Source organism: Pseudohaemophilus paraphrohaemolyticus (genome assembly GCF_003253115.1).
Classification (GTDB): Bacteria; Pseudomonadota; Gammaproteobacteria; order Enterobacterales; family Pasteurellaceae; genus Haemophilus_A; species Haemophilus_A paraphrohaemolyticus_A.
This window is the reverse complement of the sequence record NZ_QEQF01000002.1, coordinates 168,108-183,371: the sequence shown is the minus strand read 5'-3', so window position 1 is coordinate 183,371 and position 15,264 is coordinate 168,108. Positions and strand designations below refer to the sequence as shown.

Here is a 15,264-nt window from a genome sequence, read left to right as displayed (position 1 = left end):
ACCACTTATTGAGCTGCCTCTTGTTTAATTGCACCAAATACACCGCGTGATTTATCGTTATCATTGGTAAATACCCCAGAAAGTATTCTTGCATTTTCGCCGAAGAAACCACCTTGGGTCTTAATGTTGTTGACGTTGCCTGCAAAGCTATTATTTGTAATTTTGCCACCAAAATGCATTTCTGGTATTTCTAATCCATTACGAGTTGTTTCTTTTTTCTCTACATCAATACTAATAGTTTTATTAGCGAAATCAGCATTTGCAGTTAAGCCCTCATCAGTAACGTAATCCGCTCGTTGACCATCTTTTATGTAAGCCAATCCACCTGTATATTTAACATTTCCACTAGGAATTTGAGACATGTCTGTAGGCTTACCTTGCACATAAATTAGTTTAGCGGATTTTTGAGTATTATAAGGATCAGAATAATACACGCCAAAGGAAACATCTCTATCAAATAAATTAGTATTGAGAATTTGATTTCCTGACTTACCTAAATAAGTATTGAAATCAGAATCTGCAGTTGATAAATTTTGTTCTCTTGCACCATTATCATCAGCTACAACAATTGCTTTATAATAGGTAGTTAAAGTTGGAATTGATATAACCTCTTTACCATCTTTTAAACTTAAATTGATTCCAGATATCTCATCTGTCATTAAACCACTAATACTACCAAAAGCTATAGGGCTAATTGGAATTCTTGCTTTTTCTGCATCTTGAAGATTTTTATAACGTTCAAGATCCTCAATTCTTTTTTGAGCAGCCGCTTCTTTTTTCTTGCTTTCTTCAGCGACTTTTTCGATAGTTTTATTTGCATCATTTACAGACTGATTAGCTTTTTCAAGATCAGCTTTTAATTTTTGAATATCTTGTGCACTTGCTTTGCTTTGTTCGGCTTGAGCAAGAGCTAGTTCAGTTTGAGCTTTTTTCAAATTTGCTACTTCAAGTGCTAGCTTGGCAGCTTGGGTTTCTGAAGCATTAGATAATTTACGAGCTTCGTCATACTTAGCTTGCGCTTGTTGTGCTTGAGTTTGTGCTGCTTTTACTTGTTGATTTAATTCAACCAGTCTTTTAGTTAGAGCAGTTTCAGTTTGGCGAATTTGTTCAGAATTATCAGAACCGCCACCAGAACTTGAAGAACAAGCAGCTAAAAAAACAGAACAAGAGAGATAGATGAGAGAGAGTTTAAATTTATTCATAGTAAAGACCTATTTTGAGAGTAGAGAAAAATTTTAATTAGAATAAAACAAATAAAAATGATTTTCAATACTTCTTGTAAAACTTATTAAATTTTCGTAAACTGGTTTCATATCTTATTTACATTTTAGGTGAAAATATGGCTCGTCAATTTGCTCTTTCATTGGGTGCAATCTGTGTTGCAGTAGCATTAAATAGCTATGCAGAAGAAGAAACAACGCTTGGCACTGTGCATGTAGAGGGTACGCAAGTAAAAGCGAATCAAATTAAAAAAACGCGTAAGGCAATTCAAGAAGAACTGATTGCGAATAACCACGATTTAGTACGTTATACAACGGATGTTGGGATTAGCGATAATGGTCGTCGAGCAAAAGGTTTTGCAATGCGAGGTGTTGAGGGTAATCGTGTAGGGATTAGCGTTGATGGCGTAAATTTACCTGATTCTGAAGAAAACTCTCTTTATGCCCGTTATGGCAACTTCAACAGCTCACGTTTAGCGATAGATCCTGAATTGGTTCAAGGCATTGATATTATGCGAGGTTCAGATTCGTTTAATTCGGGCAGTGGCTCATTAGGTGGTTCGGTTAACTATCGTACGCTGGGGGCGGATGATATTGTCTTCCCTGAAAACAACTGGGGGATATTGCTGAAAAATAGTTATACAAGCAAAAACCGTGAATGGACACATACGGCAGGGGTAGGCTATAAAGATGAAAAATTTGATATGGCATTACTCTATTCTTATCGTGATGGTCATGAGATGAAAAGTAATGGCGCTGGTGAGGCTATTCGGGGGCGTGAACGTGGTGTACCTGATCCTGCCACACACAAAAACCGCAGTTATTTAGCAAAATTTGGCTATTTTATTACGCCATCGCATAAAGTAAGCCTCTCGTTTAATGCTCAACGTGATAACAATTGGGTGGATGAAGAGTCTTACAGCTTGACACAAAGTTCATGGCGTGAAGTCAGAGATTTTGGGAAGCGTTATAACAGTAACCTTGCTTACGAATATTTTCCAGAAAATAACCGCTTGTTAAGCTACATTAAAGCGGATATTGATTTACAAAAAACGGAAATTGGTTCTGAAAATACGAAAGGGAATCAGCAATATGATTTCTCAGTACCTTACTGGCCAAAACCTCTTAAACCTGAAAGAAAAGCAGATGAAATTCAAACCACGAATATGAAAAACAAGTTCAAACGAGCTTCATTACGTGTAGATTCTGTACCTTTAGATATTTTATGGGGAACACACCAATTCACAGTAAGAACTTCAGTTTCACAAAAAGATTTTGAAAATGAAAATAACAAAACTTTTTATACTGGAGAACGAACTGAAGAAAGTATCCAGCACCCAGTAAGAACACGCTCTTTTATGGCTCAATTACAGGATAATGTGATTTGGAATGAGATTTTCTCAAGCCAATTGGGTGTACGTTATGATTGGGATCAACTTGTACCACAAGATCTAAAAGCAACTTGCCGAGCTTGCTCCGCAAAACCTGCTTCTAACACATTCCAAAGCGTAAGCGGCTCATTAGGGCTTGATGCTCAAGTTAATGAAACTTGGAAAGTCGGCTACAATATTTCAACCGGTTATCGAGTACCAACTGCTTCAGAGATGTATTTCTCATTTGAGCATCCGCAAGGAAACTGGTTCCCAAATCCAAAATTAAAAGCGGAGCAAGCATTAAATAATTCAATTCATATTCAAGCCGAACATTCTGTTGGTACGTATAATTTGAATGTTTACCATAGTCGTTATAAAAACTTCTTAACTGAGCAAGAATCTCTTTTTGAGAAAATTAACTCTTACTATTTTGAAGATTCTCGAAGTGGAGAACCGTTCTATACAACAATTGCTCAACAAGCGGTTAATATTGATAGAGCCACTGTTTCGGGCGTGGAACTAACTACTAAAACAAACTTAGATCAGGTGATTTCTTTTATTCCTGAAGGCTGGAAATTTTTGGCGAATTTAGGTTATTCAAAAGGTCGCTTAAAAGGCACTGAAGCAAGCATGCTTTCTATTCAACCAATTAAAGTAATTTTAGGTTTTGGTTATGAAGATCCTGAAGACCGTTGGGGATTAAACGCAAGAATGACCTATTTAGGGGCGAAAAAAGCAAAAGATGCTCAAGTTATTGACTATTCATCTCGTCGCTATAAAGAGATCAAAACCTATCCATATCTAAATGGTTCTGCTACTTTATTCGATGTGTACGGTTTCTATAAAATCAATAAACATGTCATTCTGCGTGCAGGTATCTACAATATTCTAAACCGTAAATACCACACTTGGGACGTATTACGCGGCATCAACCAATTCAGCACAACCGATGCCGTTGACCCACAACGCAAAGGCTTAGAACGTTTCTATGCCCCAGGTCGCAATTTTGCAGGAGCGGTTGAAATTCGTTTCTAGTTTGCCAACTACATAAAAAAATAGCTAGGAAATAAATCCTAGCTATTTTTATTTAATCTTTACTGAAATTATAACGCTTGTTCAACAAAAGCCGCTAATTGAGATTTTGGTAATGCACCTACCTGTGTTGCAACCACTTGACCATCTTTAAAAAGAATTAATGTTGGGATTGAACGAATACCGAATTGGGCTGGCACTTGTTGATTTTCATCTACGTTCACTTTGGCAATTTTCGCACGACCTGCAAACTCTTCTGCTAACTCATCTAAAATTGGGGCTACCATGCGGCAAGGACCACACCAAGGTGCCCAGAAATCTAATAATACTGGCACATCAGATTTTAGTACTTCTTGTTCAAATGTTGCATCGGTAACTTGTAAAGTCATAATTAATTCCTTGTTTACATTATTTAAATAAAGAAAAACACCACCGAGAAATCAGTGGTGTTCGGTTGGCGTTAAGATAAGGTTTCAACCAACTGATTTCAAGTCTATTTTTCCAATTGCTTTGATAATTTTACTCTTTATCTTTAGGTAAAATTAGGTTAAGCACAAGAGCTAACACAGAACCTACGGTAATGCCTGAACCAAAGACTTCTTTAAAGAAACTTGGCAATTTATCAAGCAATTCTGGACGAGTGGTAACTGCTAAACCACAGCCGATGGAAATAGCAATAATTAAACCATTACGTTTTGAGCGCTCTACTTTATCGAGCATTTGAATACCAGCGGCGATAATCATTGCAAACATCATCAAGCCAGCGCCCCCTAATACAGGACTTGGTATAGAAACAATTAACGCCCCAAACCAGGGGAAAATACCTGCGAAAATGAGTAATACGCCCATTACCGTCACGACGTGGCGGCTTGCCACACCCGTTAATGAAATCACACCAATATTTTGAGCGAATGATGAAAATGGAGTGGTAGACATAATTGCTGCAAAGGCTGAGCCTACCCCATCACACAATACGCCACCGCGTAAATGCTTGCCTGTAATCTCTGTTTGAGTGGCATTACCCAATGCTAAGAAGTTACCACTTGATTCCACAATGGTAACTAAATAAGCAATCGACATCCCAATAATCCCCGAAATTGGGAACGCTAAACCGAAGTGCAGAGGTTGAGGAATTGCAACAATTTCTGCATTTTTAACCGCTTCAAAGTTGATCCAACCTAAAGTTAATGCCACCACATAACCTACCATCATCCCAATAACGATAGCCGCAGCCGAGAAAATTCCTTTACCCCATTGCACCAAAATGACCACGAGCACAAGCACAAAAGTTGCCATCGCAAGATTAGAGGGATCGGCATAATTAGCATCACCTTTTTGACCACCTGCAAACCAGTCTACCGCCACAGGAATGAGACTTAAACCAATCATCACCACCACTACGCCAGTTACGACTGGTGGAAATAATTTACGCACATAAGGCATAAAGAAGCTACCAATAATCATCACCAATGAGCCCACTAATGAAGCCCCTAAAATGCCCGCTACACCGTGCTCACTAAAACCAATTGCCAATGCCGCCGCTACAAACGTAAAACTGGTGCCCATTACGCTTGGCAAACGTAAACCAATAGGGCCAATCCCACGGCATTGAATGATGGTGACAATGCCTGAAACTAAGAGGGCAGCATTCACAAGTACAATGGTGTCTGGCGTTGGAAGTTTTAACACGTTGCCAATAACAAGAGGAACGGCGATGATGCCGCCAAGTGCAGCAAGAAGATGTTGAAGAGCTAAGAGAAGGGTTAATCCGAAAGGAGGTTTTGAATCAACAGGATAACGTAAAGTTTGCATATAAGCCTCAAAGTAAAAAAACTGAGGCGGATTATACGGATTTGCAACCTTTTAAGCAAACGGTTACGCAAACGTTTGCTATCGTTAGCTAAAAAATAGCCCTTTACGGGCTATTTTATTTAACGAATAAAAATAGATAGTTTACTCTTCCGATACAGTTTCATCTATTTCTTCATCATCCGCATCACAAATACGCTCAAGACTTACCACTTGCTCGTCTTCTGCAGTGCGAATAATGCGAACCCCTTGGGTGTTACGACCAACAAGGCTTACTTCTGAAACACGAGTACGCACTAATGTACCCGCATCGGTAATCAACATAATTTGGTCAGTTTCTTCCACTTGAACTGCTGCAACCACTTTACCGTTACGTTCATTCACTTTGATAGAAACTACGCCTTTGGTCGCACGGGATTTCACAGGATATTCCGTTAATGCAGTACGTTTACCATAACCATTTTGTGTGACGGTTAAGATGTCGCCTTCAGTATGTGGAATGACAAGTGAAACAACCTTATCGGTGTTGAGATTGATGCTTTCATCACTCTCTTCGCTTTCAATATCAACGATTTCCGCTTCTTCCACTTCATCGCTGATTTCAGTTGTTGCCAGTTTAATACCGCGCACCCCTGTTGCGGTTCGTCCCATTGCGCGCACGGCTTTTTCTTCGAAACGAACCACGCGACCTTGTGCAGAGAACAACATAATTTCGCTTTCGCCGTTAGTAATATCAACACCAATAAGCTCATCACCCTCGCGGAGTGTGAGTGCAATAAGGCCGTTCGCACGCACATTGCTAAATGCGTCTAATGCAACTTTTTTCACTACGCCACTTGCGGTTGCCATAAAGACAAATTTATCTGCCGAGAACTCACCATTTGGAATTGGTAAAATTGCGGTAATACGTTCATTTTCTTCTTTTACAAGCGGTAAAATATTCACGATTGGCGTACCACGTGCCCCACGGCTTGCTTGCGGTAATTGATACACTTTCAATTGATATAAGCGACCACGGCTTGAGAAGCAAAGGATGGTATCATGGGTATTCGCCACCAATAATTTCTCGATGAAGTCATCCTCTTTCATCTTCGTTGCTGATTTACCTTTGCCACCACGGCGCTGTGCCTCGTAGTCTGAAAGTGGTTGATATTTCACATAACCTGCGTGAGAAAGAGTTACCACTACATCTTCTTGGGCAATTAAATCTTCAAGATTGATATCGCCTGAAGCTGCCGTAATTTCTGTACGACGTTCATCCCCAAAACCTGCTTTTACAGCTTCTAGCTCTTCACGGATCACTTCCATTAAGCGATCTGCACTATTTAAGATGTGTAATAATTCCGCAATTTCAGTGAGTAATTCTTTGTATTCATCAACAATTTTTTCGTGCTCTAAACCTGTTAAACGGTGTAAGCGTAATTCTAAAATTGCACGAGCTTGCGCTTCAGAAAGGTAATATTCACTATCACGCACGCCTAAATGTTCAGGTAGATCTTCAGGACGAGAGGCATCAACACCTGCTGCATCTAACATTGCAGCTACATTACCTAGTGCCCAAGAGCGAGAAAGCAAACCTTCGCGCGCTTCTTCTGCCGTTTTTGAATTACGGATCAAGGCGATAACTGGGTCAATATTCGCTAATGCAATTGCCAAACCTTCTAAGATATGTGCGCGCTCGCGTGCTTTACGAAGTTCAAAAATAGTACGGCGCGTCACCACTTCGCGACGATGTTTGATAAAGGCTGCAATGATCTGCTTGAGATTTAATACTTTTGGCTGACCGTTGTCTAGTGCGACCATATTGATACCAAAAGTTACCTGCATTTGCGTAAGCGAGTAAAGATGGTTTAACACCACTTCCGCAACTGCATCGCGTTTTACTTCGATAACAATAGAAATCCCTTTTTTGTCGGAATAGTCATCAATTTTGCTGATGCCTTCAATTTTTTTATCTTTAATGAGCTCAGCAATCTTTTCAATTAATTTGGCTTTATTAACTTGATAAGGCAGCTCAGTCACAACAATATGCTCGCGACCTTTATCAGTCGTTTCAATGCTTGCTTTCGCTCGCACATATACTTTACCACGACCAATTTGATAGGCGTCTACAATGCCTTTACGACCATTGATTAACGCCCCAGTTGGGAAATCTGGGCCAGGAATATATTGCATCAACTCATCAATCGAAATTTCTTCATTTTCGATATAAGCCAAGCAGCCATCTAACACTTCGTTTAAGTTGTGTGGAGGAATGTTAGTTGCCATACCCACCGCAATCCCTGATGAACCATTGACTAACAAGGCTGGAATTTTGGTTGGAAGCACATCGGGGATCATCTCTTTGCCATCATAGTTTGGAGAGAAATCTACGGTTTCTTTATCTAAATCAGTGAGCAATTCCTGCGTGATTTTTTGCATACGCACTTCGGTATAACGCATCGCAGCTGGTGCATCGCCATCAATCGAACCAAAGTTACCTTGCCCATCTACCAACATATAACGCAATGAGAACGGCTGCGCCATACGCACAATGGTGTCATATACCGCAGAATCGCCATGCGGGTGGTATTTACCGATTACATCCCCTACCACACGCGCTGATTTAACGTGTGGGCGATTATAAGTATTGTTGTTTTGATCCATCGAAAACAACACACGGCGGTGAACAGGTTTTAATCCATCACGCACATCAGGTAATGCACGCCCAACAATCACGGACATTGCATAGTCGAGATAAGACGTTTTCAGTTCGTCTTCGATACTGACGGGGGTAATATCTTTGGCTAATTCGCTCATTGAAATTTCCTAATCAAGTTTGTGAAAAAGATAGCCTTCATTTCATTTATTTCTAAAGGCAAAAATTGAGCGGATTATAGCATAAAAAGGGAGCAAAAGGGGATTTTATATTATAGAAAACACTGCTGTTTCTGAGTATTAAACAGATAAAAAGATTATTTATGGACGAGGATATAAACGTCGAGAATGGATCACGGAAATAACAATAATATCATTACTTTGTTATTGATAAACAATGCGATATCCACAGCAAAATGCTTCTCACTCTCCATCTTCTCGTTTTCCACTAATAGCCGTAAGCATAAATGCAATTAATTCAAAAGTTTTATTAAATTCAGCGAGTGATTTTTGTAGGGTAGAAACAAATCCTGTAAAGTCGTAAACATTAGCTAAAATTTCATCATAACCTTTTTCTTTAAACATAAAAATGCCCTCCGTTATTTGAGGGCATTGTATTGTTTATATAGTAAATTCTCAACCTCTATAGCTTAATAGAGTTAATTTGCAAACTACTCTGCTTTTTCAACCGCTTTCACACAACAAACATAATAGATTATCGCAGCTAAAACTACGCAAAGAGCCATCGCATAAAGCATTGGTTTAGCACTAGTTACTGTAATTTGTGAAAGCAATGCACCCACCACTGAGCCGATACCAAAACGAGCCGTTCCTGCAACCGCATTTGCCGTGCCTGCCATTTGCGGGAATTTATCAAGCACGGCTGCCGTTGCATTACTACCTACTGTTGAAAGCATTCCTACATAGAATGGCACTCCAACTACCATTAGCCAGAAATTTAGTTCAAAAGTAGCCACAATCGCCAACCAAATACCTGCTGTTAACATGGTGATTAAACCAATTCGGAGCATGGTTTCAGAGCCAAGTTTAGTGACTAACTTACCGTTAATTGCCGTCATGGAAATCATCACCACCATATTGAGCATAAAGAAGTAACCAAAGTGCTCTTGCGAAACACCGTAGATTCCAATGTAAACCAGCGAGCCCGAAGTTAAGAAACAGAACATTCCCGCAAAAGTAAGCCCGCCAACCATCACATAACCCAAAGTTGGTTTATGCGAAAGTAATTTTGCATAGTTGATGAGAACCTGTTTAAAATTTATTGGTTGGCGTTTTTCAGGCACTAACGTTTCTGGAATTTTCCACGTCACCAACACCACACAAGCAATTCCCATTGCAACCAGCGTATAGAAAATAGAGTGCCAATGCAGATATTTCGCGATATAGCCGCCCAATACAGGTGCAACGAGCGGAGCAAGCAAGGTAATAATCATAATCACTGACATCATTTGTGCGAAGCGGTTACGCTCAAACAAGTCGCGAACTAACGCACCAAGCACTACCGCGGGTGCTGCTCCAAACAAACCTTGAGTTAAACGTAAAAAATAGAAGGTGTTAATATCTTCTACTTGCGTTAAAAAATAGGCGGCTAATGCTGCACCTGCCAAACCAATCAAAATAATCGGTTTACGCCCGATGCTATCAGCAACAGGCCCCCAGAAAAGCTGACCGACTGCAAAGCCAAAGGTAAAAACCGCCAAGGTAGTTTGTACTTTTTCTTGTGAAACGGCTAAATCTCTCGCAATATCCAAAAACGACGGTAAATACATATCAATGGCAAGCGGTGGAAGCATTGCCATCATTCCTAAAATAATAAAAAAACACGGATGCGGTTTTTTCTCACTCATTAAAAACTCCCAATTTCTTCGTCTGTAAGCGGGCGGAATTCGCCTTCTTCTAATGTCTCATCTAAAACCACATCGCCAATTCGCCAACGGTGCAAGGCTTCTACCTTATTGCCCAAGGCTGCAAACATTCGTTTTACTTGATGATAACGCCCTTCGCTGATGGTTAAGTTCACATTATAGTCATCAATAATTTCCAATTGAGCAGGCAAGCACGGTTCTTTCTCGCCACGCAATAAAATCCCCTCTGCCAATTTTTCTGCATAAAAATCTTCAACAGGATCTGCCAATGTGACCAAATACGTTTTCTCACAATGATGTTTCGGCGAAGTCACTCGATGCGACCATTTGCCATCATCGGTTAAAAGTACCAAGCCTGTGGTATCCACGTCCAAACGCCCAGCGGTGTGCAATTTGGTCATTAGCGGATAATCAAAAAATTGATAAACGGTTGGATATTCGCCATCATCATTCGAACAAATATAGCCCTGTGGTTTGTAGAGCATAAAATATTGCCCTTCCTCCATCCACTCAAGTGACTCACCCTCGTAGCAAATCTGATCTTGTTCGGTAATTTTAGCCGAACCACTTTTTACAATCTCACCATTTACGGTCACTAAACCGCCTTTCAATGCCTTCACTGCCTGTGAGCGGGTTAAGCCTGTGTTTTCTGCAATAAATTTATCTAAACGCATTGTATTCTCTTATTTTTATTTCATTTGAATTTATTATACGCCCTAATCTTCACTTTCTAAAATTAAACGCAAAAATTCGCTGTTTTCATCAATTAAAGGCAAATCTGATCCTTGCCAGCACCGTAACAATTGCCGCTGCATCAAATGTAACGTATCCAGTCCTGCCACCATGTCAGGCGTATATTGTTTGGCAATGCGTGCCAACTGCGTTAAGCCCAAACTGCTTTCAATACTGGAGCTAATTACTGCACTTATCCCTTGCGAATGGGCTTGTTGAATCAGTGAAACGCATTTTTCAAGCGAACCTGTTAATGTTGGTTTAATTACAATAGCGGTCAAATTCGGTTCAGCTTTTAACCCCAAATGAGGCTCACGCACGCTTTCATCCCACGCAATATTGATGCCTGTGATCTCTGCAAATTGTCGGGAAAGCGCTGGCGTTTGGCAAGGTTCCTCAATAAATTGAATGCGAGATCGCAGTGGCTTTGCAATTTTCTCGGCAAATTTTACCGCTTGTTCGAGCGAGAAAGCTCGATTTGCATCTAATCTAAGTTGTAAATCAGGGAACTGCATAAACAACTGATTGGCAAGTTCGCCCTCTTTCTCTGCATTAAACCCGATTTTGATTTTGCCTAAATGAGCCTGACAAGCGGTTAATTTTGCTGAAAATTTTGCAACATCACCATCGCATAAAATCGCAGAGCGAAAATCGCCTTCGGGCTGTAATGTTCCGTTTAATTCTGCCAATGCGCAGCTGATGCCAAAGGCAACAGACGGGGCGAAGTTATCCATCAAATCAGTTGGCTTTTTAAGCCATTTCCGAACATCGGCTTCACATTCTGCCAAGGTTTCACAGCTAAAAGTTGGTAATGGGGCGATTTCTCCCCAGCCGATATTGCCATTTTTCTCTAGGCGAATAATCAAGCCTTGCCGTTCGGTTAAAGGCTGTTTGCGAAGCACGACGCCTGTGCGACAAGGGATAGTGTAGTGGTAGAGTTTTATTTTCATTTGATAAACTTGTGAATATCTACTATTTATAGAGAAATGAGTTTAATTTACCCATTCTGCAACGTATCAAAAATCACTTCCGCCAAGGCTTTGGAAATTCCTGGTACAGATTCAATTTCTTCCAACGTTGCCGATTTCACACCTTGCATTCCGCCTAAATATTTCAGCAAGGCTTGGCGGCGTTTTGCTCCTACGCCTGCAATGGATTCCAAACCGCTTTCGGTAAAGGCTTTTTGGCGTTTTTTGCGGTGTCCTGTAATGGCATGGTTGTGAGACTCATCGCGAATATGCTGAATTAAATGCAATGCAGGGCTGTCGGGCGGGAGATGAATTTCCTTATCCCACTTACTAATCAACAAGGTTTCCAAACCGGCTTTACGTTCCACACCTTTTGCCACACCAATTAAAAGCGGTTTTAATTTATCCCACGACACCTTCAAATTGGCAAAAGTTTCCAACGCACGGTTTAGTTGCCCTTTGCCACCATCAATAAAAATAATATCTGGGATTTTCTCTGGCTCAAGTGGCTTATCATAACGTTTCAGCAAGGCTTGTTCCATTGCAGCATAATCGTCCCCGCCTGTGATACCTTCAATATTAAAGCGGCGGTAATCCGATTTAAGTGGCCCATTCTCGTTAAACACCACGCAAGACGCGACAGTTTGATTGCCCATCGTATGGCTAATATCAAAGCACTCCATTCTTGCAATTTTCGGCAAAGAAAGCACCGCTTGTAAGGCTTCGTAGCGGGTTTTAATGTGAGCATCTTGTTGTAATTGCAGTGTGAGTGCGGCTTGAGCATTGGTTTTCGCTAAGGCAAGATAACGGTTTTTTTCGCCGCGCACATTCGCGGTAATACTGACCTTATGCCCTGATTGCTCAGAAAGTACCTCTTCCAACGCCTTCGCTTCACTCACTTGATGATCAATAATAATCTGGTTCGGAATGGTGCGATGCTGGTTCATCTGCAAATAAAATTGCCCGATAAAGGTATCACTCAGCTCTTCAAATTCGGTATGGCTTGGCACTTTCGGGAAGTAACTTCGATTTCCTAAAATCTTACCCTGACGCACAAATAAAATATGCACGCAAGCAATGCCGTGTTGGTAGGCAATGGAGATAATATCCAAATCGTCTAAACGTTCGTTTGAGACAAACTGTTTCTCTTGCACCGCTCGCACCTGCTGGATTTGATCGCGAAAACGTGCTGCTGCTTCAAAATCCAGATCTTCCGCAGCCTTTTCCATTTTGCCGATTAAATGCTCAACCACTTGGCTATCTTTGCCTTGCAGAAAGAGTCGCACCAGATTGACTTGTTGATCATATTCCTGTTGCGAATAATAGCCTTCCACACAAGGTGCAAGGCAACGCCCAATTTGATATTGCAAGCAAGGGCGGGAGCGGTTTTTGTAGAAATTATCTTCACATTGACGAATTGGGAAAATTTTTTGTAGTAAATTCAGCGTTTCTCGCACTGCACCTACGTTCGGATAAGGGCCGAAATATTCGCCTGCAATTTTTTTACTGCCACGGAAACTCGTTAATCGCGGATGCTTATGTTTGGTAAGCAAAATGTAAGGGTAAGATTTATCATCGCGAAGCAACACATTGTAGCGAGGCTGATTTTCCTTGATATAATTGTGCTCTAGCAACAGGGCTTCTGTTTCGGAATGGGTAATGGTGGTTTCAATATGGGCAATTTGTGAAACTAATGCTTCCGTTTTTCGGCTGGCGAGGTTGGTGCGAAAATAGCTCGACAAGCGTTTTTTCAGATCTTTCGCCTTGCCCACATAGATAATCGTACCTTTGCTATCATACATTCGATAGACCCCTGGCAGATGTGGCACATTAGCTAAAAACACTTTGGCATCAAATTCGCTCATTTTCTCCTCATTTTGCAATTGAAAGATCGTTAAAAGCGGTCATTTTAGCGGGATTTTTTGCAATAAAACATCTTTAAATTACATTATATACTTCACAATCGGATAAACGCCCACTAAAAGTACTATATAGCGGGCAAATTTTCCGATCAAAATGCAAATCGTACTTTGCAGAATGGGTAGGCGTAACCAACCAGCTAATCCACATAGCAGATCGCCAACAATGGGTAACCAGCTTAATAAAAGCATTAACGTGCCATAGCGATTTAGCTTGTCAATTGCCCAATCAGCATATTTATTTTCTTGTGCTTTAGGTTCTGGCAATAATTTTCCCATCGCAAAAGTAATCAAGCTTCCTAATGTGTTGCCAATGGTTGCAACCGCTATTAGTCCAAATAATGAAAAAGAGTAAAGTGAACGTTCTGAAATAATAAGTTGGCTTGCAATAGTGGTAAATACGATCTCAGAATTTCCTGGTAATAATGATGAGCTAATTAGGCTACTGACAAACATCACGACAAATTGATGTTCGCTTAAAAAAAGCAAGCTAAAAAGAGAAGTGAGGTAATCTGTGATCATAAAGTTGGTTAAAAGTTAATAAAAAGTTAAATAAATTTTAACAAAAGTTTGATATTTTTTATAAAGTTGAGATACATCAAAAAAAGATGCTCAAATCCCCTTAAATAGGTAAGTTTTTGATTTTCAGACGAGCGGAACAAGTCTATAATTCCACACAAATTTTATTATGTCTTCAATTTTAGTTTATTCAGAAGTGTTTTTGAATAATCGTCAACGTTAACACGAAGGGATTATCCATGTTTTCTCCTACTGAAATGGCAAAAATCACCGAAGATGGTGCAGTTTATAAAGCAACTAAACACCAACTCTATTCTTTTATCTCTGCAATTTTAGCAGGCGGTTTTATCGGTCTGGCTTTTGTTTTTTATACCACAACGCAAACAGGCACAGCGGATGTTGCTTGGGGCTTATCTAAATTAGTAGGCGGTATCGTGTTCTCTATTGGCGTGATTATGTGCGTGATTTTTGGTGCAGAACTTTTCACTTCATCCACATTAACTGCTGTCGCAAAAGCAACTCATCGTATTACTTGGTTTCAAATGTTTAGAAACTGGTTTGTCGTTTATGGCGGTAATTTTATTGGCGGTTTAAGTGTTGTGGTATTGATTTGGCTTTCAGGTCAGATGATGGCAGCAAATGGGCAATGGGGCTTGACTATTTTAAAAACAGCCCAACATAAAATTCATCATACTTGGATGGAAGCTTTTACCCTCGGTATTTTGTGTAACATTATGGTGTGTATTGCGGTTTGGATGGCTAATGCAGGAAAATCATTGACTGATAAAGCATTCATCATGATTTTACCTATCGCATTATTTGTTTCGTCTGGCTTTGAGCACTGTGTGGCAAATATGTTTATGATCCCAATGGGAATGGTGATAGCTCATACTTCAGATGCATCATTCTGGACAGCGATTGGTGTTGACCCTATGCAATATGCAGACTTAGATTTATATCATTTTGTGGTAAAGAACTTAATTCCCGTTACCTTAGGTAATATCGTAGGTGGCGTGTTCTTTATCGGTTTAGTGCAGTGGTTCTTATATATTCGTAAGCACTAAAAATAACCTATTTATAAATCTGGCGAGAAGTTGAACTAAGATGTAAGCGGTCAAATTTCGCAGAGATTTTACAAACTACGATGTTTCGGCATCACAAATTTTATT

12 protein-coding genes are annotated in these 15,264 nt (G+C 40.2%); 2 read left to right on the top strand and 10 right to left on the bottom strand.

What is annotated here, in order from left to right; translation table 11 throughout:
• Nucleotides 1-5 precede the first annotated feature (5 nt).
• Nucleotides 6-1,202: a transferrin-binding protein-like solute binding protein gene (locus DPV92_RS03775; protein ID WP_111353751.1), complete on the bottom strand. Its 1,197-nt coding sequence runs from the start codon at nt 1,200-1,202 to the stop codon at nt 6-8.
• A gap of 137 nt (nt 1,203-1,339) precedes the next feature.
• Here DPV92_RS03775 and DPV92_RS03770 point away from each other — a divergent pair, with 137 nt between their 5' ends.
• On the top strand, nt 1,340-3,628 hold the full coding sequence (locus DPV92_RS03770; protein WP_111353750.1) for a TonB-dependent hemoglobin/transferrin/lactoferrin family receptor: 2,289 nt from the start codon (nt 1,340-1,342) through the stop codon (nt 3,626-3,628).
• Nucleotides 3,629-3,696: 68 nt separating this feature from the next.
• Here DPV92_RS03770 and trxA read toward each other — a convergent pair whose 3' ends face one another.
• From trxA to DPV92_RS03730, 9 genes are all read right to left on the bottom strand, one after another.
• Nucleotides 3,697-4,014 carry a thioredoxin gene (gene trxA, locus DPV92_RS03765; RefSeq protein ID WP_005708771.1) on the bottom strand — a complete coding sequence of 106 codons (318 nt, stop codon included), beginning with the start codon at nt 4,012-4,014 and terminating at the stop codon, nt 3,697-3,699.
• 130 nt (nt 4,015-4,144) lie between these two features.
• On the bottom strand, nt 4,145-5,437 hold the full coding sequence (locus DPV92_RS03760) for a nucleobase:cation symporter-2 family protein (RefSeq protein WP_111353749.1): 1,293 nt from the start codon (nt 5,435-5,437) through the stop codon (nt 4,145-4,147).
• A 141-nt stretch (nt 5,438-5,578) separates the two neighbouring features.
• On the bottom strand, nt 5,579-8,233 hold the full coding sequence (gene gyrA, locus DPV92_RS03755; RefSeq protein WP_111353748.1) for a DNA topoisomerase (ATP-hydrolyzing) subunit A: 2,655 nt from the start codon (nt 8,231-8,233) through the stop codon (nt 5,579-5,581).
• Nucleotides 8,234-8,494: 261 nt separating this feature from the next.
• Nucleotides 8,495-8,656 carry a hypothetical protein gene (locus tag DPV92_RS09840; protein ID WP_192574172.1) on the bottom strand — a complete coding sequence of 54 codons (162 nt, stop codon included), beginning with the start codon at nt 8,654-8,656 and terminating at the stop codon, nt 8,495-8,497.
• 86 nt (nt 8,657-8,742) lie between these two features.
• The gene (locus DPV92_RS03750; protein WP_111353747.1) at nt 8,743-9,939 is read right to left on the bottom strand and encodes a Bcr/CflA family multidrug efflux MFS transporter; all 1,197 of its coding nucleotides are present in this window, start codon (nt 9,937-9,939) and stop codon (nt 8,743-8,745) included.
• Nucleotides 9,939-10,631, bottom strand: a complete 693-nt coding sequence (gene rsuA, locus DPV92_RS03745) for a 16S rRNA pseudouridine(516) synthase RsuA (protein WP_111353746.1) — start codon at nt 10,629-10,631, stop codon at nt 9,939-9,941. The genes DPV92_RS03750 and rsuA overlap by 1 nt, the downstream gene beginning before the upstream one ends.
• Before the next feature lie 42 nt (nt 10,632-10,673).
• On the bottom strand, nt 10,674-11,639 hold the full coding sequence (gene menC, locus DPV92_RS03740) for an o-succinylbenzoate synthase (RefSeq protein WP_111353745.1): 966 nt from the start codon (nt 11,637-11,639) through the stop codon (nt 10,674-10,676).
• Between the two features lie 47 nt (nt 11,640-11,686).
• Complete coding sequence (gene uvrC / locus DPV92_RS03735) at nt 11,687-13,522, bottom strand: excinuclease ABC subunit UvrC (RefSeq protein WP_111353744.1); 1,836 nt, start codon at nt 13,520-13,522, stop codon at nt 11,687-11,689.
• A gap of 78 nt (nt 13,523-13,600) precedes the next feature.
• A complete protein-coding gene (locus DPV92_RS03730) occupies nt 13,601-14,098 on the bottom strand; it encodes a YqaA family protein (protein WP_111353743.1) in 498 nt (165 codons plus the stop codon).
• A gap of 236 nt (nt 14,099-14,334) precedes the next feature.
• On the opposite strand from DPV92_RS03730, the gene focA reads away from it, so the two are divergent.
• Nucleotides 14,335-15,159 (top strand): formate transporter FocA, encoded by an 825-nt coding sequence (gene focA, locus DPV92_RS03725; RefSeq protein WP_111353742.1) that lies wholly within the window; start codon nt 14,335-14,337, stop codon nt 15,157-15,159.
• The last annotated feature ends 105 nt before the right edge of the window (nt 15,160-15,264 follow it).

What these genes read in the sequence shown, in the direction of transcription:
- uvrC (WP_111353744.1), bottom strand. Translation starts at nt 13,522, where the DNA reads ATGAGCGAATTTGATGCCAAAGTGTTTTTAGCTAATGTGCCACATCTG.
- focA (WP_111353742.1), top strand. Translation starts at nt 14,335, where the DNA reads ATGTTTTCTCCTACTGAAATGGCAAAAATCACCGAAGATGGTGCAGTT.
- DPV92_RS03760 (WP_111353749.1), bottom strand. Translation starts at nt 5,437, where the DNA reads ATGCAAACTTTACGTTATCCTGTTGATTCAAAACCTCCTTTCGGATTA.
- DPV92_RS03770 (WP_111353750.1), top strand. Translation starts at nt 1,340, where the DNA reads ATGGCTCGTCAATTTGCTCTTTCATTGGGTGCAATCTGTGTTGCAGTA.
- DPV92_RS03775 (WP_111353751.1), bottom strand. Translation starts at nt 1,202, where the DNA reads ATGAATAAATTTAAACTCTCTCTCATCTATCTCTCTTGTTCTGTTTTT.
- DPV92_RS03750 (WP_111353747.1), bottom strand. Translation starts at nt 9,939, where the DNA reads ATGAGTGAGAAAAAACCGCATCCGTGTTTTTTTATTATTTTAGGAATG.
- menC (WP_111353745.1), bottom strand. Translation starts at nt 11,639, where the DNA reads ATGAAAATAAAACTCTACCACTACACTATCCCTTGTCGCACAGGCGTC.
- trxA (WP_005708771.1), bottom strand. Translation starts at nt 4,014, where the DNA reads ATGACTTTACAAGTTACCGATGCAACATTTGAACAAGAAGTACTAAAA.
- gyrA (WP_111353748.1), bottom strand. Translation starts at nt 8,233, where the DNA reads ATGAGCGAATTAGCCAAAGATATTACCCCCGTCAGTATCGAAGACGAA.
- DPV92_RS09840 (WP_192574172.1), bottom strand. Translation starts at nt 8,656, where the DNA reads ATGTTTAAAGAAAAAGGTTATGATGAAATTTTAGCTAATGTTTACGAC.
- rsuA (WP_111353746.1), bottom strand. Translation starts at nt 10,631, where the DNA reads ATGCGTTTAGATAAATTTATTGCAGAAAACACAGGCTTAACCCGCTCA.
- DPV92_RS03730 (WP_111353743.1), bottom strand. Translation starts at nt 14,098, where the DNA reads ATGATCACAGATTACCTCACTTCTCTTTTTAGCTTGCTTTTTTTAAGC.